The organism is Streptosporangium sp. NBC_01755, assembly GCF_035917995.1.
Classification (GTDB): domain Bacteria; phylum Actinomycetota; class Actinomycetes; order Streptosporangiales; family Streptosporangiaceae; genus Streptosporangium.
The window spans coordinates 6,267,376-6,288,362 of the sequence record NZ_CP109131.1; the positions used below are offsets into that span (position 1 = coordinate 6,267,376).

At 71.3% G+C, this 20,987-nt stretch carries 18 protein-coding genes; 11 read left to right on the forward strand and 7 right to left on the reverse strand.

Annotated features, from left to right (window positions below):
• The first annotated feature begins 79 nt into the window (after positions 1-79).
• The 8 genes from murC (at position 80) to OG884_RS29810 (ending at position 8,486) form a co-directional block, all read left to right on the forward strand.
• Positions 80-1,486, forward strand: coding sequence for a UDP-N-acetylmuramate--L-alanine ligase (murC, locus tag OG884_RS29775; RefSeq protein ID WP_326638336.1), 1,407 nt, complete (start codon positions 80-82; stop codon positions 1,484-1,486).
• Positions 1,487-1,520: 34 nt separating this feature from the next.
• The gene (locus OG884_RS29780) at positions 1,521-2,195 is read left to right on the forward strand and encodes a cell division protein FtsQ/DivIB (RefSeq protein ID WP_326638338.1); all 675 of its coding nucleotides are present in this window, start codon (positions 1,521-1,523) and stop codon (positions 2,193-2,195) included.
• A 225-nt stretch (positions 2,196-2,420) separates the two neighbouring features.
• Positions 2,421-3,782 carry a cell division protein FtsZ gene (ftsZ, locus tag OG884_RS29785; RefSeq protein ID WP_326638340.1) on the forward strand — a complete coding sequence of 454 codons (1,362 nt, stop codon included), beginning with the start codon at positions 2,421-2,423 and terminating at the stop codon, positions 3,780-3,782.
• Between the two features lie 197 nt (positions 3,783-3,979).
• On the forward strand, positions 3,980-4,684 hold the full coding sequence (locus OG884_RS29790; protein WP_326638342.1) for a YggS family pyridoxal phosphate-dependent enzyme: 705 nt from the start codon (positions 3,980-3,982) through the stop codon (positions 4,682-4,684).
• 118 nt (positions 4,685-4,802) lie between these two features.
• Positions 4,803-5,306: a cell division protein SepF gene (locus OG884_RS29795; protein WP_326638344.1), complete on the forward strand. Its 504-nt coding sequence runs from the start codon at positions 4,803-4,805 to the stop codon at positions 5,304-5,306.
• A gap of 82 nt (positions 5,307-5,388) precedes the next feature.
• Positions 5,389-5,676: a YggT family protein gene (locus tag OG884_RS29800; RefSeq protein WP_030909817.1), complete on the forward strand. Its 288-nt coding sequence runs from the start codon at positions 5,389-5,391 to the stop codon at positions 5,674-5,676.
• Between the two features lie 49 nt (positions 5,677-5,725).
• A complete protein-coding gene (locus tag OG884_RS29805; RefSeq protein ID WP_326638347.1) occupies positions 5,726-6,583 on the forward strand; it encodes a DivIVA domain-containing protein in 858 nt (285 codons plus the stop codon).
• Positions 6,584-6,626: 43 nt separating this feature from the next.
• Positions 6,627-8,486, forward strand: a complete 1,860-nt coding sequence (locus OG884_RS29810; RefSeq protein ID WP_326638348.1) for a hypothetical protein — start codon at positions 6,627-6,629, stop codon at positions 8,484-8,486.
• Between the two features lie 267 nt (positions 8,487-8,753).
• On the opposite strand, the gene ileS is transcribed toward OG884_RS29810, so the two are convergent.
• Positions 8,754-11,912: an isoleucine--tRNA ligase gene (gene ileS, locus OG884_RS29815; RefSeq protein WP_326638350.1), complete on the reverse strand. Its 3,159-nt coding sequence runs from the start codon at positions 11,910-11,912 to the stop codon at positions 8,754-8,756.
• Positions 11,913-12,383: 471 nt separating this feature from the next.
• On the opposite strand from ileS, the gene OG884_RS29820 reads away from it, so the two are divergent.
• From OG884_RS29820 to OG884_RS29830, 3 genes are read left to right on the forward strand one after another with little or no spacing between them, the layout of a single operon-like run.
• The gene (locus OG884_RS29820; RefSeq protein WP_442811749.1) at positions 12,384-12,791 is read left to right on the forward strand and encodes a TraR/DksA family transcriptional regulator; all 408 of its coding nucleotides are present in this window, start codon (positions 12,384-12,386) and stop codon (positions 12,789-12,791) included.
• Complete coding sequence (locus OG884_RS29825) at positions 12,755-13,381, forward strand: signal peptidase II (RefSeq protein ID WP_326638354.1); 627 nt, start codon at positions 12,755-12,757, stop codon at positions 13,379-13,381. The genes OG884_RS29820 and OG884_RS29825 overlap by 37 nt, the downstream gene beginning before the upstream one ends.
• Positions 13,374-14,303 carry an RluA family pseudouridine synthase gene (locus OG884_RS29830; protein WP_326638356.1) on the forward strand — a complete coding sequence of 310 codons (930 nt, stop codon included), beginning with the start codon at positions 13,374-13,376 and terminating at the stop codon, positions 14,301-14,303. The genes OG884_RS29825 and OG884_RS29830 overlap by 8 nt, the downstream gene beginning before the upstream one ends.
• Before the next feature lie 68 nt (positions 14,304-14,371).
• Here the strand turns inward: OG884_RS29830 and OG884_RS29835 are convergent, their stop codons facing one another.
• The 6 genes from OG884_RS29835 to OG884_RS29860 are packed head-to-tail and all read right to left on the reverse strand — an operon-like array spanning position 14,372 to position 20,896.
• On the reverse strand, positions 14,372-14,818 hold the full coding sequence (locus OG884_RS29835; RefSeq protein ID WP_326638357.1) for a protein kinase domain-containing protein: 447 nt from the start codon (positions 14,816-14,818) through the stop codon (positions 14,372-14,374).
• A gap of 56 nt (positions 14,819-14,874) precedes the next feature.
• Positions 14,875-15,186 carry an AzlD domain-containing protein gene (locus tag OG884_RS29840; protein ID WP_326638358.1) on the reverse strand — a complete coding sequence of 104 codons (312 nt, stop codon included), beginning with the start codon at positions 15,184-15,186 and terminating at the stop codon, positions 14,875-14,877.
• Complete coding sequence (locus OG884_RS29845) at positions 15,183-15,863, reverse strand: AzlC family ABC transporter permease (protein ID WP_326638361.1); 681 nt, start codon at positions 15,861-15,863, stop codon at positions 15,183-15,185. The genes OG884_RS29840 and OG884_RS29845 overlap by 4 nt, the downstream gene beginning before the upstream one ends.
• Positions 15,864-15,886: 23 nt before the next feature.
• Positions 15,887-16,720, reverse strand: coding sequence for an AraC family transcriptional regulator (locus OG884_RS29850; protein ID WP_326638363.1), 834 nt, complete (start codon positions 16,718-16,720; stop codon positions 15,887-15,889).
• On the reverse strand, positions 16,717-18,540 hold the full coding sequence (locus OG884_RS29855) for a serine/threonine-protein kinase (RefSeq protein WP_326638365.1): 1,824 nt from the start codon (positions 18,538-18,540) through the stop codon (positions 16,717-16,719). The genes OG884_RS29850 and OG884_RS29855 overlap by 4 nt, the downstream gene beginning before the upstream one ends.
• Positions 18,541-18,586: 46 nt before the next feature.
• A complete protein-coding gene (locus OG884_RS29860) occupies positions 18,587-20,896 on the reverse strand; it encodes a serine/threonine-protein kinase (RefSeq protein WP_326638367.1) in 2,310 nt (769 codons plus the stop codon).
• Between the last annotated feature and the right edge of the window lie 91 nt (positions 20,897-20,987).

The following is a 20,987-nucleotide window of genomic DNA, read 5'->3' on the forward strand; positions in this document are numbered from 1 at the left end:
CCGCCCGTGCTCGCCTCCGGCGAGAGGGCCGGGCGGGACGAGGCCGCCCACGCGGCGAACGAGGAGAGGTGAGCGGCCGATGAGCCTGGTCAAGCTGGTCGATCCGGTTGCGGCCGGAGATCTGGGACGGGTCCATTTCATCGGGATCGGCGGTTCTGGAATGTCCGGAATCGCGCGCATTCTGCTCAAGCGGGGTGTGCAGGTCTCCGGCAGCGACGCGCGAGGTTCGGAGATGGCGACCGAGCTGCGGGAGCTGGGGGCCAGGGTCCATATCGGCCACGCCGCCTCGCACATCAAGCACGTCGACACCGTGGTGGTCTCCACCGCGATCCGCGACTCCAACCCCGAGCTGGGCGAGGCACTCCGCCAGGGCCTGCGGGTCATCCCCAGGGCCGCCGCGCTCGCCTCCGTCATGGCGGGCAGGACCGGCGTCGCGCTGGCCGGCACCCACGGCAAGACCACCACGACCTCGATGCTCACCGTGGCGCTGCAGAAGTGCGGCGCCGACCCCTCGTACTGTGTGGGCGGACAGCTGGTGACGACGGGGCTGGGCGCCGACGAGGGCTCGGGCGGGGTGTTCGTCGCCGAGGCCGACGAGAGCGACGGCTCCTTCCTCATGCTGGCCCCCGACATCGCCGTGGTGACCAACGTCGAGCCGGACCATCTGGACAACTACGGTGATCCGCGCGCGGTTCACGATAGCTTCGCCCGGTTCGTGGAGCGCGTCACCAGCACCATGGTCGTCTGCGCCGACGATCCCGGCTCCGCCGCGCTGATCCCGATAGCCCGCGCCCGCGGCCTGAAGGTGATCACATACGGCGAGGCGGAGGACGCCGACCTGCGGGTGGGCGAGATCTCTCCCGAGGGGCTGGGCATCACCTTCACGGTCTACGGGCACGGGGAGGTCAGGCTCGCGGTCCCGGGCCGCCACAACGCGCTCAACGCGGCCTCCGCCATCGCCGTGGCGAGGGAGCTGGGTGTCACCTTTGGTGAGATCCGTGACGGCCTGGCGGCCTTCACCGGCGCCAAGCGCCGTTTCGAGGCCAAAGGCGAGGCGGGCGGGGTGGCGGTCTTCGACAGCTACGCCCACCACCCGACCGAGCTGGCCGCCGACCTGCGCGCGGCGCGGGACGTGGTGGCGTCCTTCTCGGGAGACGGCAGGGTCATCGCGGTCTTCCAGCCGCACCTGTACTCACGCACCAGGTTCTTCGCCGACGATTTCGGCGTCGCGCTCGGGCTGGCCGACGAGGCCATCGTCCTGGACGTCTACGGCGCCCGCGAGGATCCCGAGCCTGGCGTGTCGGGGGCGCTGGTGGCGGGCAAGGTGCCGCTGCCCGCGGAGCGGGTGGCCTACGCCCCCCAGAGGGAGAGCGTTCCCGCCCTGGTCGCGAGCCGGGCCAGGCCCGGCGACATCGTCCTGACCATGGGCGCGGGCGATGTGACCGAGCTGGGGCCCAGGATCGTGGCGGAGCTGGCCGCGAGGTGACCCATGCCAGCGGGCGCGGGTCGCCGGAGGGGGAGTGGCATTGAACGGCGTGTGGCGGTCGGCCTTCCTGGCCCTGCTCACCGCGGGAGTGGTGGGCATCGCCGCGTGGCTGGTGTTCTTCTCCCCGGTGCTCGGGGTGCGGGAGATCCAGGTGGTGGGCAACGCGGCCCTGTCCACCGAGCAGATCCGGCGGGCGGCGCAGGTGGCCGGTGGCAGGCCCCTCGCCACGGTCGACCTGGCCGAGGTCGAGGAGCGAATAGGCCGGATCACGCAGATCGAGTCGGTGACGGTCAGCCGCGCCTGGCCTGGGACCCTGTGGGTGAAGGTCGTGGAGCGCAGGCCGGTGGCGGTGGTGCCGGTCGGTGGCAGGTCCGCGCTGATGGACCGGCACGGGATGGTCACCGAGGTCAAGGATATCGCGCCCCCGGCGCTGCCCGTGCTGCGGGTGGACCGGCCGGGGCCGGGGGACCCGGCGACCGCGGCGGCGCTCACGGTCATCGCCGCGCTGCCGGAGAATCTGGCCCGCCGGGTCGCGGAGGTGCTCGCACCGTCGGCGGAGACGGTCTCGTTGCGGCTGAAGGACGGCCGCGCGATCGTGTGGGGTGGCGGTGACCGGCCCGCGGACAAGGCACGGATCCTTGTTACGCTGCTCAAGCGTCCGGCCGACACCTATGACGTCAGTTCGCCTGACGTCGTGACGGTTAAGTGATCTCATCGGATGGCGGGCGTTCCCGGAAAAGGACGGCCCGCGACACGCTGGACGTGCTTGCGGCGCGGTTAGTTGACCCGCCAGGAGCGTAACTCCTACTGTCCGTATCACTCCTCAGGTTGACATAAAGCTAAATCTCAACTTGAGGGTGAGGGTTTTGGAAACGACGGCACGGGCCCCGTGCCGCATGAAATTGCAAGTCAACGAGCGGAAAGGCCCCTCGTCGTGGCAGCACCGCAGAACTACCTCGCGGTCATCAAGGTTGTAGGAATCGGCGGAGGCGGAGTCAACGCCGTCAACCGGATGATCGAGGAGGGACTCAAGGGCGTCGAGTTCATCGCCATCAATACCGACGCCCAGGCGCTGCTGATGAGTGACGCCGACGTCAAGCTCGACGTCGGGCGCGAGCTCACTCGCGGCCTCGGCGCGGGAGCCAACCCCGAAGTCGGGCGCAAGGCGGCCGAGGACCACCGTGAGGAGATCGAAGAGGTCCTCAAGGGCGCCGACATGGTTTTCGTCACGGCCGGTGAGGGCGGTGGCACGGGCACCGGAGGTGCCCCGGTGGTGGCCAACATCGCCCGCACCCTGGGCGCGCTGACCATCGGCGTCGTGACCCGGCCCTTCAGCTTCGAGGGGCGGCGCAGGGCGATGCAGGCGGACGCGGGCATCGAGACCCTCCGAGAGGAGGTCGACACCCTCATCGTGATCCCGAACGACCGGCTGCTGTCGATCTCCGACCGGCAGGTGAGCGTGCTGGACGCCTTCAAGGCGGCGGACCAGGTGCTGCTCTCCGGTGTCCAGGGCATCACCGACCTGATCACCACGCCCGGCCTGATCAACCTCGACTTCGCCGATGTGAAGTCGGTCATGTCCGGTGCCGGCTCGGCCCTGATGGGCATCGGCCACGCGCGCGGCGACGACCGTTCGGTCGCGGCGGCCGAGATGGCCGTGTCCAGCCCGCTGCTGGAGGCCAGCATCGACGGCGCGCACGGCGTGCTGCTGTCGATCGCCGGCGGCTCCGACCTCGGCCTGTTCGAGATCAATGAGGCGGCCCAGCTCGTCTCCACCGCCGCGGCACCGGACGCCAACATCATCTTCGGTACGGTCATCGACGACGCCCTCGGCGACGAGGTGCGCGTCACCGTGATCGCGGCAGGGTTCGACGAGCCCGCTCCCGAGCCCAAGCAACTCCCGCAGCCGGCGGCCCGCACGCAGCCCGCCTCGCGTCCCGCCCCGCCACCGCCCTCGGCGGCCCCCCCGGTCCGCCCGCTGGCGCCCACGGTCAAGGCGGAGCCCCGTCCGGAGCCCAGGGTGGAGCACGCGCCGCCCCCACCGGTGCGCTCGGTCGTCACCCCGCCGCCCGCGCCGGTGGAGCCGACGCCTCCGCCCCAGCAGATCCACCCGGTCCACCCGGTGGAGCACTTCGAGCCGCACTCCCCTCCGCTGTCGATCCCGCGTCCGGCTCCCGAGCCCTCGCAGCCGACGCCGATCTCCGCGAGGGTCACCGACCCCGCCCGGCGCCGACCGGTGATCTTCGAGGAGCAGGAAGAGGAGTTGGACGTCCCCGACTTCCTGAAGGAGCGGTGATCTTCGAGGAGCAGGAAGAGGAGTTGGACGTCCCCGACTTCCTGAAGGAGCGGTGATCTTCGAGGAGCAGGAAGAGGAGTTGGACGTCCCCGACTTCCTGAAGTGATATCGCTCACGGTGGGGGTGGGCGAAGAGCCTCCCGACCGTGCCGGGAAGAATGGGCTCCGCCGGTTTGCCACTGTCCGAGCGGCGGAGATGTGACGGAAACAACACGACGAGATGAGATAGCGGCCGGACTGGCCCGGGTCGAGGCGGAGATCGCCGAAGCCTGCCGGGCCGCCGGCCGCGGTCGCGAGGAGCTGACGCTCGTCGCGGTGAGCAAGACCTACCCCGCCTCCGACGTGCGACTGCTGGCCGGGCTCGGGATCGCCGACGTCGGGGAGAATCGCGACCAGGAGGCTTCGGTCAAGGCGCGAGAGTGCGCCGACCTCGGCCTCCGCTGGCACTTCGTCGGCCAGTTGCAGACCAACAAGGTCCGCTCGGTGGTCGGCTACACGGACGTCGTCCACTCGGTCGACCGCCCGCGCCTGGTCACCGCCCTCAGCCGGGAGGCACTCGGGGTGGGACGCCGGATCACCTGCCTGGTGCAGGTCGCGCTCGGCGGTGACCCGGCCAGGGGCGGCGTGCCTCCAAAGGAGGCCGAGGCGCTGGCGGACGCCGTGGCCGGGGCGCCGGGGCTGGAGTTGGGCGGGGTGATGGCGGTCGCGCCGCTGGGGGAGGAGCCGGGCAGGGCGTTCGCGAGGCTGAGGGAGATCGCGCGGTCCGTCCAGGAGGCCCACCCGGGCGCCGACGTCATCTCGGCGGGGATGAGCGGGGATATGTCCCAGGCCATTGCCAACGGTGCGACACACCTGCGTGTTGGTACGGCGTTGCTCGGTCGCAGGAAGCCCTTCGTCAGGTAATGTCCATTCAAGTGGACCTTGGCGTCCGCGTACCCGGACAGCGGTCGAACGGTGGTGAGCTCAGGGCGGTCGGGCTGTCCCTCGGGCACATCGAGGTAAGACGGAGGAAGAAGTAGCGATGGCCGGCGCGATGCGCAAGATGGCGGTCTACCTCGGTCTTGTCGAGGACGACCGCTACGAGAGATACGACAGCTACCCCGACGACGAGTACGAGGAGTTCGACGACCCTCGCAGGGAGGGCGACGAGCGTCCTGGCACGGTCCACGACCTCTCGGACGACACCGATCCCGGCGTACCCGCTCCGAGGCCCGCGACGGCTGTCCTGGAGCGCCGCACGACCGATCTGGCGCGCATCACCACCCTCCATCCCCGCACGTACAACGAGGCGCGGACCATCGGTGAGCACTTCCGTGACGGCACTCCTGTCATCATGAATCTGACCGAGATGGTTGACAGTGACGCAAAGCGGCTCGTTGATTTCGCGGCAGGTCTCGTCTTTGGCCTACATGGCAGCATTGAACGTGTTACCAACAAGGTGTTCTTGTTGTCCCCAGCCAATGTCGAGGTGACCGCCGAGGACAAGGCTCGAATCGCGGAACGCGGATTCTTCAACCAGAGCTAGAGTTCCACTATGAACAGTGACCGGCCCGACGGGTCCCGATGGGACGAAGGACGGCAGAGCGGAGTGGAGGCGAGGACGGACCGTGGGGATCGTTAGCGGGATCTTGGTCTTCGTCCTGTCCATCTATCTCGTTCTGCTGATCGGCAGAATGATCTTTGAGACGGTGCAGGCGTTCGCACGTCAGTGGCGCCCCACAGGCATCGTCCTGGTGCTGGCGGAAGCCGTATACACGGTGACCGATCCACCTCTCAAGTTCCTCCGCCGTTTCATTCCACCACTCCGGTTGGGTACGGTGGCCTTTGACCTAAGCTTCACAGTGCTGTTCATTGTGGTCTTGGTCTTGATCCAACTCGTGTCCGCGCTTCGTTGATCGGGTACCGTCCCCCCGGACAGACTCCAAGCGCGCCAAGGAGACCGAAATGCCGCTGACTCCCGCCGATGTGCGGAACAAGCAATTCAGTACGACCCGCCTTCGGCCGGGTTACGACGAGGAAGAGGTAGATGCCTTCCTCGATGAGGTCGAGTCCGAGTTGGACCGTCTCATTCAGGAGAACGAGGAGCTCCGCGCCAAACTGGCGGAGTGCCTGCGGGGCAAGGTCCCCGGCGGGATGGGCATGGCCATGGCGCCCGCCCCCATTGCCGAGCCCAAGCCCGAGATGATGATGCAGCAGCCGGAGCCGATGCGCGCTCCCGAGCCGGTGCAGCATCAGCAGCCCGTTCCCGTCGGAATGGGAATGCCGCCGGCCGAGGACAACATGGACACCGCGGCACGCGTGCTCGCCCTCGCGCAGCAGACCGCGGACCAGGCCATCGCCGACGCCCGCCGGGAGGCGGACGAGACGGTGACCCGGGCGCGCCGCGAGGCCGACGACATCCTCGGCAAGGCGCGTCGCCAGGCCGAGCAGGTCATCGGTGACGCTCGTGCCCGAGCCGAGACGCTGGAGCGCGACGCGCAGGAGCGGCACCGCCAGGCCATGGGCTCGCTGGTGCAGACCCGTGACGAGCTCGAACGTAAGGTCGAGGAGCTCCGTAGTTTTGAGCGCGAGTACCGTAGCCGCCTGAAGCTGTATCTGGAGAACCAGCTGGCCGAGCTCAACGTGGCTGCCGAGAGCAGCGGCGGGTTCCCGATCGTGAGCGGGCCTCCGGCCATGTCCCACGCGGTGACCCCGGGTGGTCAGCCGACGCTCCAGAGTGCGCCCAACCCGTTCGGCGGCGACCCGTCGCAGCACTCGGGCGCCTTCCAGGGCGTTGACGGTCCGCACAACGACCGCCGCTAAGGTGTCGGGTCACCCCCTTTGACCCGCATCCGGGAGTCTTTCTGTGATCCTTATCAGCGCCGGTTTGGTACTCACGGCCATCGTCCTGCTCATCGTGGGATTCGTGTTGGCCAAACCGTTTCTGGTCATGTGGTCGATCGCGGTCAGCGTGCTGTCCGCCGTCTTCCTGGTGATCGGGGCGTTGTTGCGGCGCCACGAGCTGTTCCCCGGTGCTCCCGCCGGGGCCGCTCCGCCCCTTCCCCCGAAGGGACCGATGCCGGCCGGGTCCGTCCCCGCGCCGCACGGCATGCCGAACCAGCCTTCCGCTCCACCGCACATGATGGCGCAGCACGGGATGCGGCAGCAGGTGCCCGCGGCCCCGACCCAGCCACGCCGCGGCCCGGTGGCCGGGCCGGCCACCGCCACCGCCGCGAGGCGGGGTGCCCTGGACGCCGAGGCGATCGTTCTGGTCGTCCCCGGCCGCAAGCGTTATCACATCGCGGGGTGCCGCCAGTTGGCCGGCAGGGATCATGAGGAACTCACCCACGAGGAGGCTCGTGAGGAGGGCTTCACGCCCTGCACCACCTGCCTGCCCGAACCCGCCGCCGGAACCCGGCCGTACCAGACCCCGCCAGGGGCGCGGGAGGCCGCCGAGCCCCTGAGCGCCTCCCGGGAGTCCGGGTCCTTCGACGGCGCCGGTGAGCCCGGCCCGCACGAGGCCACGGCCAGATTCACCGCCCCGTACCGGCCCGCGCGGCCCGCGGCCCCCTCCGGCGGGCAGCAGGCCCCCGGAACGCGGTCCGAATCCCAGCCCAGGCCGGACACTCCCGCCGCCAGGCGAGAGAGCACCGTGTCCCGGCAGGAGGCCGTGTCCCGCCACGAACCCCCGCGTTCCCCGCAGGAGCCCGTCACCCCGGCCCGGCCCTACATCCAGTCTCCCGAGCCGCAGGCACGGCCCCAGGAGCCCGTGAGCCCTCCGCTCCGCGCCGCGGAGCCGCCGACCCCCTCGGTGCCGATCCGGCTGCCGAAGATCCCCGAGATCCCGCACGCCGAGTCCGAGGCCACCAGCTGGTTCAGCCGTGACGTGGTCGTCCAGGCGTCCAAGCCCAAGCCGGAGACCCCGGTGGCTCCGGCCAGGCCCGAGCCCGAGGCGGCGGAGCCCGCCAAGCCCGGACCGGCCGTGGGCGGCGCCTCCGCGAGCCGGGGAGGGGCGCCTGAGAGCGCCAAGCCGGAAACCGGCGAGGCCGAGCGCACCGGCCCCGGGGCCGTCGAGCCCGAGAACGCCGCGTCCGAGAACGCCGCGTCCGAGAACGCCGCGTCCGAGAACGCCGCGTCCGAGAACGCCGCGTCCGAGAACGCCGCGTCCGAGAACGCCCCGTCCGGGGCCGCCAAGGCCGGGGCGCAGGCGAAGGCCGAAGCCGGGCCCTCGGCGCCCGGGACCCGCCCAGGGGCCGAGACCGCCGGGCGAGACTCCGCCCCGTCGGAGCCGTCCCCCTCGGGCAAGTCCGGAGCTGCCGACTCAGGCTCCGCGGAGCCTGAGAGGTCCGAGGAGCCGGGCCCCCGAGAGGCATCGGATTCCGGGCGCCGGTCCACCGCCGATGGCACGACACCTGATCCGGTGGAGCCGGCCGAGACCGTACCCGGGCGCGCCGGGCAGGTAGCGGCCGACTCCACCTCGGCGGAGTCCGCAGCCGACCCCTCTCCCGAGAACCGTGATGCCGGCGACCCCGGGGCCGAGAAGCAAAAGGCGGGCGATGGGACTGTCATGGTCATCATCGGCACCCGTCGCTTTCATGACCCCGCCTGCCCTCTGATCAAGGGTGCGGGCGACGGCGGCACCGAGGTCATCTCCCTGGTCGAGGCCGAGGGAGCCGGCCTGATCAACTGCTCGATCTGCCTGAACGACCACCGGGACCAGAGCTGACACCTGGCGTGACCACCGCCCGCCTCGCTCACCGTTCACCACGAGGAGTCGGGTGTGTCACGGTGCCCGCGGACCGCCGTCCGCGGGCCGGGTCCGCCGCTCCCGTGCGGTGACGGTCCTCTCCGGGCCGCGACGGACACCGAGCACCACCTGAGGCGCCGGGTTGGCCCGGTGTGAACCGGGACTGCCGGGCTCTCTGGGAGCCCGGCAGTCCCGTGACGCCGGAACGCTCCGCCGTCAGGCCGTCCCGTGACGCCGGAACCGCCGTCAGGCCGTGGCCGTCGCGCGACGGAGCTGGAAGGTCAGGCCCAGTTCGGCGTCGCTGTGAGCGGGAAGGCCGTCGGTGCCGCCCTCGGTGAGGGAGACGGCGAGGACCTCGTCGGCCACCGCCCGGCCCTGGGTCCGCAGGGCCTCGGCCAGGTCGGCGTCATCGGTGGACCACCACACGTCGATCCGGTCGGAGATCGACAGGCCGGTGGACTTGCGGGTGTCCTGGAGCAGGCGGACGACGTCGCGGATCAGGCCCGAGCGGCGCAGCTCGTCGGTGATGGTCAGGTCGAGGGCGACGGTCTCGCCGGAGGCGGCCTCCACCGCCCAGCCGGACCTGGGCTGCTCGGTGACGATCACGTCGTCGGCGCCGATCTCCACCGCCCCCAGCTCGCCCGCGTCGACCAAGACCGCCGGGCCGGTACGGAGCGCGCGGGCGAGCTCCGCGGGGTCGGCGGCGGTGACGGCCGCGGCGACCAGCTTGGTCTGCGAGCCGAACCGCTTGCCCAGTGCCCGGAAGTTGGGCTTGACCGTGAAGGACACCAGGTCCGCCCCGATCCCGGACAGGTCCTCCAGCCCCTTGACGTTGAGCTCGTCGGCGATCAGCTCACGCAGCTCGGGGGGGAGCGCGGCCCAGCCGGGGGCGCCGACCAGGGCGCGACCGAGCGGCTGGCGGGTCTTCACCCCGCTGGAGGCGCGGGCCGAGCGGCCCAGCTCCACCAGACGGCGGACCAGGGCCATCCGCTCCGACAGCTTCTCGTCCAGCAGCTCGTCGTCGACCTCGGGCCAGGTGGCCAGGTGGACCGAGGTGGGGGCGTCGGCGTCGCGCAGCACGTCCCAGACGTAGTCGGTGGTGAACGGCACCACCGGCGCCATCAGCCGGGTGACGGTCTCCAGGCACTCGTAGAGCGTGGCGAACGCCGCGGTGTCACCGGCCCAGAACCGGCGGCGGGAGCGTCGCACGTACCAGTTGGACAGGTCGTCGAGGAACTCCGCGAGGCGCCGCCCGACGCGGGCGGTGTCGAAGACGTCCATCGAGGCGGTGACCTCGGCCACGGTCCGGTGCAGCTCGGCGAGGGCCCAGCGGTCGATCAACGGGCGCTGGGCGTACGCGGGAGCCTCGGCGAGCCGGGACGGAGACCAGGACTCGGCGCCTGCGTACAGGGTGAAGAAGGAGGTGGTGTTCCAGTAGGTGAGCAGGACCTTGCGGACGATCTCCTCAAGGGCGCCGTGCCCGACTCTGCGGGCCGCCCACGGCGAGCCGGAACAGGCCATGTACCAGCGCAGCGCGTCCGCGCCGTGCTGGTCCATCAGCGGCATCGGCTGGAGCACGTTGCCCAGGTGCTTGCTCATCTTGCGGCCGTCCTCGGCCAGGATCAGGCCGAGACAGAGCACGTTCTCGTACGAGGACCTGTCGAAGACGAGCGTGCCGACCGCCATCAGCGAGTAGAACCAGCCGCGGGTCTGGTCGGTGGCCTCGCAGATGAACTGCGCCGGGTAGGCCTTCTCGAGCATCTCCTCGTTGTGGTGCGGCGCCCCCCACTGGGCGAACGGCATCGAGCCCGAGTCGTACCAGGCGTCGATCACGTCGGGAACCCGCCTGGCCTCGGCCCCGCAGGTGGGGCAGGACAGTGTGACGTCGTCCACGTAGGGGCGGTGCGGGTCGAGCGCGGAGACGTCCTGGCCGGACAGCCGGCTCAGCTCCTCCAGCGAGCCGACGCAGGTGACGTGCGACTCGTCGGCGGTGCAGATCCACAGCGGCAGCGGGGTGCCCCAGTAGCGCGAGCGCGACAGTGACCAGTCGACGTTGTTGCGCAGCCACTCGCCGAAGCGGCCCCACTTGATCGTCCCGGGGTACCAGTTGGTCTTCTCGTTCTCGGCGAGGAGCCGGTCCTTGATCGCGGTGGTGCGGATGTACCAGGCGGGCAGGGCGTAGTAGAGCAGCGCGGTGTGGCAGCGCCAGCAGTGCGGGTAGCTGTGCTCGAAGTGGCCGCCCCGGTAGAGCAGGCCGCGCGTCCGCAGGTCGGCCGTGAGCCCCTCGTCGGCGTCCTTGAAGAACTGGCCGCCGACCTGGGGCACGCTGCCGAGGAACCGGCCGTCGGGTCCGATCGGGTTGACCACGGGCAGCCCGTACCGCTTGCAGGTCGTCATGTCGTCGGCGCCAAAGGCGGGCGCCTGGTGGACCAGGCCGGTGCCGTCCTCGGTGGTGACGTAGTAGCCGAGCACCACGTAGTGCGCGCCGGGGATGTCGACCAGGTCGAAGGGGCGCGAGTAGGTGGTGTGCTCCAGCTCGGCGCCCTGGAAGGAGGCCAGGATCTCGGCGCCCTCGCCCAGCGCGGAGACGACCAGCGGCTCGGCCACCACCAGGACCTCGTCGGATCCCGCGGGACGCGCCGCGACGTAGGTCACGTCGGGATGCACGGCCACGGCGGTGTTGGAGACCAGCGTCCAGGGCGTGGTGGTCCAGATCAGCAGCGAGGCGCCGAGGTCGGCCAGCGGCCCTGAGGTGGCGGGCATGCGGACGTGGACCGACGGGCTGGTGACGGTCTCGTAGCCGCCCGGCTGGCCCAGCTCGTGATCGGACAGGCCGGTGCCGCAGCGGGGACAGTAGGGGGTGATGCGGAAGTCGCGGGAGAGTAGATCCTTGTCAAAGATGACCTTGAGCGACCACCAGACGGACTCCACGTAGGCCGGGTCCATCGTGCGGTAGGCCTGGGACAGGTCGATCCAGTACCCCATCCGCTCGGTCATCTCCTCGAAGGCGTCCACGTGCCGCAGCACGGACTCGCGGCACCTGGCGTTGAACTCGGCGACGCCGTACGCCTCGATGTCCTTCTTGCCGGAGAGCCCGAGGGTTTTCTCGACGGCGACCTCGACGGGCAGTCCGTGACAGTCCCAGCCCGCCTTGCGGGGCACGCTGTAGCCCCGCATCGACTTGTAGCGGGGGAAGACGTCCTTGAAGACACGGGCCTCGACGTGGTGGACGCCGGGCATGCCGTTGGCGGTGGGCGGGCCCTCGTAGAAGACCCAGGTGGGGCCGTCGGCGTTCTGCTCGACCGAGCGCTCGAAGATCTTGCCGTCCCGCCAGCGGCCGAGCACCTCGTGCTCAAGCGCGGGAAGGTCGACCTGCGCAGGAAGAGGGCGGAAATAGGCGGACATGATGGGCTGGACCTCCACGCTGGAACCGGCTGCGGCGTGGAGGGACGAGGCCGCCTGGGCCCCGCGGTACCACCCTCCTTGGCCTTCGCATGCGAGAAGGCCCTCTTCCTTTGGTCTGCTGCCGGGTCTACTTGGCCGTCACGGCCGTTCTTCCGGCGGCTCCGGGGTGATCTTCCCTCCGCGCCTCGCCCCGGGCTCGCACCGTCCCCGGGTCGCTCGTGCGAGGGGGTGCAGAGGTGGCTGTCCCCATCAACGCCGTGCAGGCTCAAACGATAACGCACCCGCCTGCCGGAAGCTTCCCCATATCAGAAGCGGCTGGGCGGAATCAGGGGGAAGTGACCGGATGTTACTGGATTGGCAAACAGTGCGGCGGGTCGTTTGTCGTTCTGTTACGAGAGACCTAGGCTGCCCGCACCGTTTACCACATTGGATACGGTCCGATCGAGCAAGGAGGTCGCCATGGCCGCGACCGTGCGCGCAGACAACAGTGCGGCAGCGCCGTCATCCGACGGAGCCGTCGTCACCTGGTCCGCCGGGGAACTCGCGGAGGTCCGCGGGCGGCTGGCCGCGGAGAGCCGCGAGCTCACCGAGGAGATCGCCAAGGCCGAGATAGAGATCGCGTCAAGCGACGTTACCGACGGTGCCGGCGACGACCAGGCCGACGCCGGGGCGCGGACGTATGAACGTGAGCGCGAAATCGCCCTTACCCTGAACTCGCGCGACCTGGTCGCGCAGAACGAGCGAGCGATCGCCCGGATCGACGCGGGGACCTACGGAGTGTGCGAATCGTGCCATCAGCCGATCGGAAAGGAGCGCCTTCAGGCGTTTCCGAGGGCGACGCTGTGCGTGGCCTGCAAGCAGCGGGAGGAGCGCCGCTGACCGGCGACACCGAGGACGGGGCGGTCTCGGCCGCCCCGCTCGCTGCGCGGCGGATCGCCGTGCTCGCGGTGATCGTCCCCATCGTCTACGCCCTCGACCTCGCCACGAAGACCCTTGTGCTGAAGACCCTGGAGGGCAGGGAACCCATCGTGGTCATCCCCGACGTGCTCCAGTTCCGGGTGATCTTCAATTCCGGTGCCGCCTTCGGCCTCGGCACCGGAATGACGATCGTCTTCACCTGTGTCGCGGCCGCCGTCGTGGTGGCGATCCTGCGCACCGCGCGCAACCTGCGCAGCCTGCCCTGGGCGATCACGCTGAGCCTGCTGCTCGGCGGGGCGCTCGGCAACCTCACCGACCGGATCTTCCGCTGGCCCTCGGGCTTCGGCTCCGGCAGGCCCGCACCGCTGCAGGGACACGTGGTCGACTTCGTGGAGACCTTTCCCGGCCACTTCCCGGTCTGGAACATCGCCGACTCGGCGATCGTCTGCGGCGGCATCCTGGCGGTCATCCTCGCCTGGCGGGGCTACCAGATCGACGGCACGCGCGACACGGGAGCCAAGAAGGAAGCGAAGGAGAACGACAATGGCTGATCGGCGGAGTCTCCCCGTCCCCGACGGGCTGGAGGGCGAGCGCCTCGACGCCGCCCTGTCGCGCCTGTTCGGCCTCTCCCGCACCCGGGCGGCCGAACTGATCGTCGCCGGTGACGTGCTGGTGGACGGCTCGACCGCGGCCAAGTCCGACCGGCTCCACGGGGGCGCGTGGCTGGAGGTCACCCTCCCGCCGCCGCCCACCACGCCGATGCCGGTGGCCGAACCCGTGCCAGGCATGCACATCGTGTACGAGGACGACGACATCGTCGTCGTCAACAAGCCCGTCGGCGTGGCCGCCCACCCGACCACCGGCTGGACCGGCCCCACCGTGATCGGCGGCCTGCTCGGCGCCGGCCACCGGGTGGCCACCAGCGGCGCGGCCGAACGCCAGGGCATCGTGCACCGGCTGGACGCCAACACCACCGGCGCGATGGTCATCGCCAAGAGCGAGCACGCCTACTCCCACCTGAAGCGGGCCTTCAAGGAGCGCACCGTCGACAAGCGCTACCACGCGCTGGTCCAGGGCCACCCCGACCCGCACCGCGGCACCGTGGACGCGCCGATCGACCGCCACCCCGTCGGGGACGGCCGCTGGGCGGTCGTGGCGGGGGGCAAGGAGTCGGTCACCCACTACGACACGATCGAGGCCTTCCGCGCGGCGTCGCTGCTGGACATCAAACTGGAGACGGGCCGGACCCACCAGATCCGGGTCCACATGTCGGCGCTGCGCCACCCGTGCGTCGGCGACATGCTGTACGGGGCCGACCCGACCCTGGCCGCGCGGCTGGGCGTGAGCCGGCAGTGGCTGCACGCGGTCTCCCTGGCCTTCGAGCACCCCAGCACCGGCGAGTGGGTCTCCTTCACCACGGCCTACCCCGAGGACCTCGCCCACGCCCTGACGGTCGTCGCCGCCGAGTCCTAGCGCGGTCGGCCGGTCCTTCCGGCCGGACCCGGCCCTCCCACGGCGGGCATGCCTTCGCGCCGGTGGCCCTACCGGCGTGTCCGGCCGTTGCCGGGTTCACAGCGAGGGAGCGACCCTGCGGGGTTTCGTGCGGGCTCGCCGGCCCGGCGGATTACTTCGCGGCGATCAACATCGGTCGCCGGCAGCGGACCGTCCTCCCTGATCACCGCTCCCAGCGTGCGGGAGTCGACCAGCTGCATGACGATCCAGGGGCGCCCGTGCTCCTCGATCACGTCGTACACCGTGGCGACCCCCGGATGCCCGATCCGCCCGGCGGCCCGGGCCTCCCTGAGCGTCCGCACGGTGAACACCTCGCGCTCGGGATCGGTGAGGTCGGGGGAGGGGATGACCTCCTTGACCGCCACATCGCGGCCCAGCACCTCGTCCCGTGCCCGCCAGACCGTCCCCATGCCCCCTCGGCCGATACGTTCGAGCAGGCGGTAGCGGGCTCCGATGATCCCCTGAGAATCGGTCATGCGCCGACGCCTACCCAGGATCGACCACGGCATTCGGAACGGGTCACACGGGCTCCTCAGCTCAGGACATGACGCAACGCGGCGGTGACGACGGCCGCCGCCGCGAGGACCACCAGGAACGGTGCGCGCAGCAGCAACGCCACCACGGCCGCGCCCATTCCCACGGTGCGCGGCCAGTCCAGATGCAGAGCCTGCCCGTGCCCGAAGGTCTGCACGGTGATCAGCGCCGCCAGCAGGGCCACCGGGATCAGCGTAGCGAAGCGCTGCACCCCCGGGTGGTCGAGGATCCGGCGCGGTGCCGACAGCCCGGCGAGCTTCAGCGCGTAGCAGGCCGCGCAGGTGGCGACGATCGCCCACCAGATGGTCACTTGGGTCTCCTCAGGACAACCGCGAGCACGGCCGCGGACGCGAGCAGCACGGGCACGCCCGGCGGGGTGAGCGGGGTCGCGGCCAGCGCGATCGCCGCGCCGCCGCCCGCGATCAGCCGCAGCGTACGGGCCTCGGGGCCGCTGCCGGTGAGCCGGGGCCACAGGATGGCCAGGAACGTCGCGGGGCCGACCGCGTCCAGGCCGAACACCGCGGGGTCGGCCACCCAGGAGGTGCCCAGCGCGCCGAGAAGGGTGGTGGCGTTCCAGGTCAGGTAGAGGGTGACAAAGGTGACCAGGAACGCCGTCCTGGACGACTCCTCGTCCGGCTGGGCCAGGGCGACCGCCGCCGTCTCGTCGATCACGCCCTGGGCCGTCAGCGGCCTGCGCCAGCCCCGGATGTCGAGCACGTCGGCCATGCGCAGGCCGTACAGGCTGTTGCGGGCGCCCAGCAGCATCGCGCCGGCCGTGCCCGCGACCAGGTTGCCGCCGCCCGCGACGACTCCGACGAGGGCGAACTGCGAGGCGCCGGTGAAGGTGAACAGGCTCAGCACGGATGCCTGCGCGACGCTCAGTCCCGCGGTGACCGCCGCGGCGCCGAAGGCCACCCCGGACAGCCCGACGGCGATCCCCACGCCCAGTCCGTCCCTTATCGCGGAGGAGCGAGTGGTTGTATCCATGGAAAGGGAGCTTATGTCTGGTTTTAAGTTCCGGTCTTGTACGTTCCTGCGCGTTGGTACGCGGCAGGGGGAACGCCCACCATCCGTTTGAAGTGCCTGCTCAGGTGGGCTTGGTCGGTGAACCCCACGTCCCCGGCGACCTGCGCGGGAGGCGTGCCCGCCTGGAGCAGCCGCCGGGCACGCATGATCCGCAACGTGTTCAGGTAGGCGTGCGGGGGCAGCCCGGTGGCCGCCTTGAAGGCCCGGATCAGGGTGAACGGCCTGGCGTCCACGGCCCGTGCCAGGTCCTCGATCGTGGGCGGGTCGACGAGCCGCTCGTGCAGGATCTCCCTGGCGCGCCGCACCGCCGGGTCCTGGTCGTGGGAGCGCGCCTCCGGGGGGGAGCGGGTGGCGTGGCGCCGGAGCAGGGCGGCGAAGGCGGTGCGGGCCAGCGTCGAGGAGGCGAGGTCGTCGCCGTGCTCCGCGGCCTGGTGCGCGGTCCGCAGCAGCTCGACGGTGGGCCGGTGGTAGGTGAGGGTCTCGGGGAAGCAGGGGGTGCCGCGTCCGGTCATCACCTCGGCGGCGATCCCGGAGACGAACTCCACAGACGGGTAGAGAACCCGGTAGGTCCATCCCTCGGGGACGCCCGCGTGGCCGTGGTGCACCTCCTGGGGGTTGAGCGTGCTCAGGCTGCCCGCGCTCGCGTGGTGGCGGGCGCCCCGGTAGCCGAACTCCTGCATCCCGGAAAGGACCAGCGCGATCGTGTAGCTCTCGTGCGCGTGCGGGGTGAAGCGGTGGGTCACGTACCTGGCCTTGAGGAGGTCCACCCCCGGCAGTCCCGGGCTGCGCCAGAAGCGCGCCCTCTCCGGCCCGTTCACGAGCTGAAGGTCCTGGTGAAGTCGTCGAAGAGGGATCGGTCCCACTCCGACTCCGGGCTCTCCCAGTAGATCGCGTACGGCCTGCCGGCGAGGGTGCGGAAGCCCCGGTCCAGGACGTGGGTGCGGACCCCGTTCTTGAGGTAGGTGAACTCCCAGTCGGCGGCGGGCACCCCCCGGTATCTCAGCGAGGTGATGCCGATCCGCTCGTAGCCCGGCCAGACGTTGTCGGCCGTCCCGGCCCGCTCCACCTTCTCCCAGTGCCTGACCGGATTCTTCTCCGGGTCGTCCGTCGACTCGATCCACAGGAAACCGCTCGCCCCGGGGGCGCGGAACTCCACCCGGTCGCGGCCGGAGAACCGCTTGACCGTCCAGCCCCTGGGCACCGCGACGGAGAAGCCCATCGGGTCGCGGTGCCACCGCCAGCCCGCCGGAGCCGTCCGGCTCGGACGCGGGGTCGCCGTCGTCGCGGGGGTGGGGGCCGGGGTCGTCTCGGCCGGGGGGGTGGGGGTGGTGTCGACGATTGTGGTCGTGACCGTCGGCAGGCCGGAACCGGGGTCGGCGGTGCCGTCCTGGTTCCGCACGATCAGCCACCCGCCGACCCCGATGGCCACCGCGAGCGCGGGAACCCCGGCCAGGAGCGCCAGCCGCCCCGCCCCTGCCCGCCGCACGGTGGGCCCGCCCCCGCCCCCGGTGCCGGTGGGCTGCTCCTGCAGCGGCCAGGAACCCGGACGCAGGGGTTGGGAGCCGTATGCTCCGTGCCCGGGGTGCGTGTAGGGGGACTGCCCGGGGTGCGTGTAGGGGGACTGCCCGGGGTGCGTGTAGGGGGACTGCCCGGGGTGCGTGTAGGGGGACTGCCCGGGGTGCGTGTAGGGGGACTGCCCGGGGTGTTGGTGCGTGGCGGGGTGTTGGGGCTGGTCGGGGTGGGTGTGTCCGCCCGGGTACGGGGACTGTCCGGGGGGCGGCTCCCAGCCGGAGACCGGCCCCGCGGATGACGTGGGAGGGGAGGAGGCGGCAGGGGAGGAGGCGCGGCTGAGCAGGGCCTCGACCTGGTCGGGCACCATCCGGGCGGCCGGGTCCCTGGCCATCAGGCCGAGGATCGCCATCGCCAGGGGACCCGAGTGGGTCATGGGGCTCGGCTCGCCGTGCAGGACGGCCATCATGGTGGCGGCGGCGGTGGCCCGCTCGAACGGGGGCCGGCCCTCGGCCGCCGCGTACAGAGTCGCCCCGAGCGACCACAGGTCCGACTCGGGAGTGGCGCTCAGCCCGTGCAGCCGCTCGGGGGGCAGGAACGCGGGTGTGCCGACCATCCCGCCCGTACGGGTGATGCCGGTCTCCTGCGTCATGGAGGCGATGCCGAAGTCGGTCAGCACCACCCGGCCGTCGTCGGCCAGCAGCACGTTCTCCGGCTTGACGTCGCGGTGCAGCACCCCCGCGGCGTGCGCGGCCCGCAGCGCGCCCAGCACGTGCAGTCCCACCGAGGCCACCCGCTCCGGCGGGAGGGGCCCGCGCTCGCGGACGATCTCCCCCAGCGACCGGGACCTGACCAGCTGCATGACGATCCAGGGGCGCCCCTCCTCCTCGACCACGTCGTGCACGATGATCACGGAGGGGTGGTCGAGGCGCCCGGCGGTCCTGGCCTCGCGGATCGTGCGCCGGTTCAGGTCGACGCGCGCGGCTTCGTCGACTCCCCGGTAGCGGACCTCCTTGACCGCGACGACCCGGTCGAGGAGCTCGTCATGGGCCCGCCAGACGATGCCCATGCCGCCCTCGCCGAGGTGTTCGAGCAGCCGGTAGCGGCCCGCCACCTTTCTCTCCGCCATCCCCGTCCCTCCCAAGCTCACTGATCGCGGCCGGTGGGGATCCCGCTCACTTTTTCGAGGAGAAGGTCGCGGTGAACCCTTCGAAGAAGTGCATGTTCTTCTTCCAATTCTTGGCCAGGGTATGCCAGTAAATCGCATATCCCCGGCCGCCCTTGGTGACGAACCCCCGGTTGATCACCCGGGCCTTGCCCGAACTCGTCTGCCAGGTGAACTCCCAGTCGGCGGCCTTCACCATGTAGTCGACCTTCGCGATCTTGACCCGCTTGTAGCCGGGGAAGTTGCCGCGGCTGTACCCCTCCTGGTTCTCCCAGTCCCCCTTGGGGTCGGGACCCGCGCGGTCGACGTACTCGACGAAGACGAAGCTCGTCCGGTCGGGGCCGCGGAACCATACCTGCTGGCCGGGCCGTTTGTCCACGTTCCAGCCCTTGGGCAGGCCGATCGAGAAGCCGTTGGAGTCCTTGTGCATCCGCCAGCCGGAGGGAAGATCGGACTTCTTCTCCGTCTTGGTGGGGCTCGGGCTGGGCGGCGCGGAGGAGGGCGCCGGCTCGGGTGAGCCCTGCGGGGTCGTCTTGGCGCCGCCGCTCGGGGCGCTCGGCGCGTTCGGCGTGCTGGACGCGCCCGGCTTCCCCGAACCGGTCCGAGAGGCGTCCTCGTTCTCGCGGCTGCGCATGCCGAGCCAGCCGGCGACCCCGCCGACGACCAGCAGCGCGGGCAGCAGCACCAGCAGCCCTCGCTTCATCTGAGAGCCGCCCCGCTTCTGCGAGGCGAGCGTGGCCGTGGCCGCTCCGTAGTCATGGTCGGCGTAGGAGGGCGCCACGGGCTCCTGCCAGTGGGCGGGTGCGGGCTCGGCGGGCTCCTTTGCCGGCTCAGGTCTGGGCGAGGGTTCGCGTCCCACGGGTGGGAAGGGGTTGGGCCGCGAGACGGGGGTGGGCCTCTGACGCGCGAATCCCCGCCCGGCCACGGTGGGAGGGGCGTCCTCGCGGCTCGCCGCGGGTTTCTCCTCGGGCGCGCCGGCGGGGGAGGCGGCAGCGGAAGGGGGTGTGGCACGGGACACGTCGGCGGGCTTCGCCTCCGAGACCGGTGTGGCCGTCGGTGCGGTGGAGGGCTTCGCCTCCGAGACCGGTGTGGCCGTCGGTGCGGTGGCGGGTTTCGCATCGGCCGCCCCGGCCGCTGCGGCCCCGGCGCCGGAGGTGACCCTGTTCGTGGGCCGGTTCGCCTCGAAGCCGCCCGGGGCCTCCGGAGCGGGACCGCTCCCGGCGCCGGGAGCGGCCTTGGAAGCGGGCTTCGCCGCCGCCTTCGCCCCGGCACCCGGCTCCTGCCGTACGTCTCCGGCGGGCGTTTCCGCGGCGGCCTTCGACGGCCTCTCGCCCCGCGCGGGCGCCGCCTTGTCCTTGGCGCCGGCGGGTGCGGCGTCCAGCTTCGCGCCCGTCTCGGGGAGGGCGCCGGCCTGGAAGCGGGCTCCCGGATCGGTGTCGGCCGCCGGGCTCACGGCGGGCATGAGGGCGGTCCTGGCGGGCCGGTCGAGGTTGCCCGCGCCCTCGGCCACCCTGCGCAGCAGCCGCTCGGCCTCCTTGTAGGGCATGCGCAGCGCCGGATCCTTGCGGAGCAGCCCCTCCAGGACCGGGGCCAGCGGCCCGGCGTGGACCGGGGTCTCGGGCTCGTCGTTCAGGATGGCGTGCATGGTCGGCAGCGCCCCGCCCCGGTCGTGCGGGGGCTTGCCCTCGACGGCGGCGTACATGGTCGCGCCGAGCGACCACAGGTCCGACTCGCGCTGCGCGGCGCCGCCCTTGATGCGTTCGGGAGGGATGAACGCGGGGGTGCCCGCGATGCCGGTCATGGTCAGCGCGGTCTCGGCTTCGAGCGTCGCGATGCCGAAGTCGGTCAGCACCACCCGGCCGTCGTCGGCCAGCAGCACGTTCTCCGGCTTGACGTCGCGGTGCAGCACTCCCTGGGCGTGGGCGGCGCGCAGCGCATCCAGCACCTGCAGGCCGATCTCCGCCACCCGCTGCGGCGGCAGCGGCCCGTCCTGCCTCAGCACCTTGCCGAGGGAGCGCGACTCCACCAGCTGCATGACGATCCAGGGACGCCCGTCCTCCTCGACGACGTCGTGGACGACCACCACGTTCGGGTGGGTCAGACGCCCGGCGGCACGCGCCTCGCGCTTGGTGCGCCGGTTGAAGTCCTCCTGGTTGTCCTCGCCGAGCATGTCGGCGTAGCGGACCTCCTTGATCGCGACCTCGCGGTCCAGGAGCTCGTCGTGGGCCCGCCACACGATGCCCATGCCACCCCGGCCGATGGCTTCGAGCAGGTGGTAACGGGAGGCGATAAGGCGCCCCTCGGGCTGTGCTTCGGCCATCAACCGGCTTACCTCCTTCGGAACCTCCGAATACTCTCATAGCCCGGTAAAGTGATCGACTCACTCGCCGGGGAAAAAGTCCATATCTTGA

Coding starts and splice junctions, on each gene's coding strand:
- OG884_RS29855 (WP_326638365.1), bottom strand. CDS start 18,540: ATGGCGGAGAGAAAGGTGGCGGGCCGCTACCGGCTGCTCGAACACCTC.
- ileS (WP_326638350.1), bottom strand. CDS start 11,912: ATGTCCGCCTATTTCCGCCCTCTTCCTGCGCAGGTCGACCTTCCCGCG.
- OG884_RS29830 (WP_326638356.1), top strand. CDS start 13,374: ATGGCTGATCGGCGGAGTCTCCCCGTCCCCGACGGGCTGGAGGGCGAG.
- murC (WP_326638336.1), top strand. CDS start 80: ATGAGCCTGGTCAAGCTGGTCGATCCGGTTGCGGCCGGAGATCTGGGA.
- OG884_RS29860 (WP_326638367.1), bottom strand. CDS start 20,896: ATGGCCGAAGCACAGCCCGAGGGGCGCCTTATCGCCTCCCGTTACCAC.
- OG884_RS29835 (WP_326638357.1), bottom strand. CDS start 14,818: ATGACCGATTCTCAGGGGATCATCGGAGCCCGCTACCGCCTGCTCGAA.
- OG884_RS29845 (WP_326638361.1), bottom strand. CDS start 15,863: ATGGATACAACCACTCGCTCCTCCGCGATAAGGGACGGACTGGGCGTG.
- OG884_RS29805 (WP_326638347.1), top strand. CDS start 5,726: ATGCCGCTGACTCCCGCCGATGTGCGGAACAAGCAATTCAGTACGACC.
- OG884_RS29795 (WP_326638344.1), top strand. CDS start 4,803: ATGGCCGGCGCGATGCGCAAGATGGCGGTCTACCTCGGTCTTGTCGAG.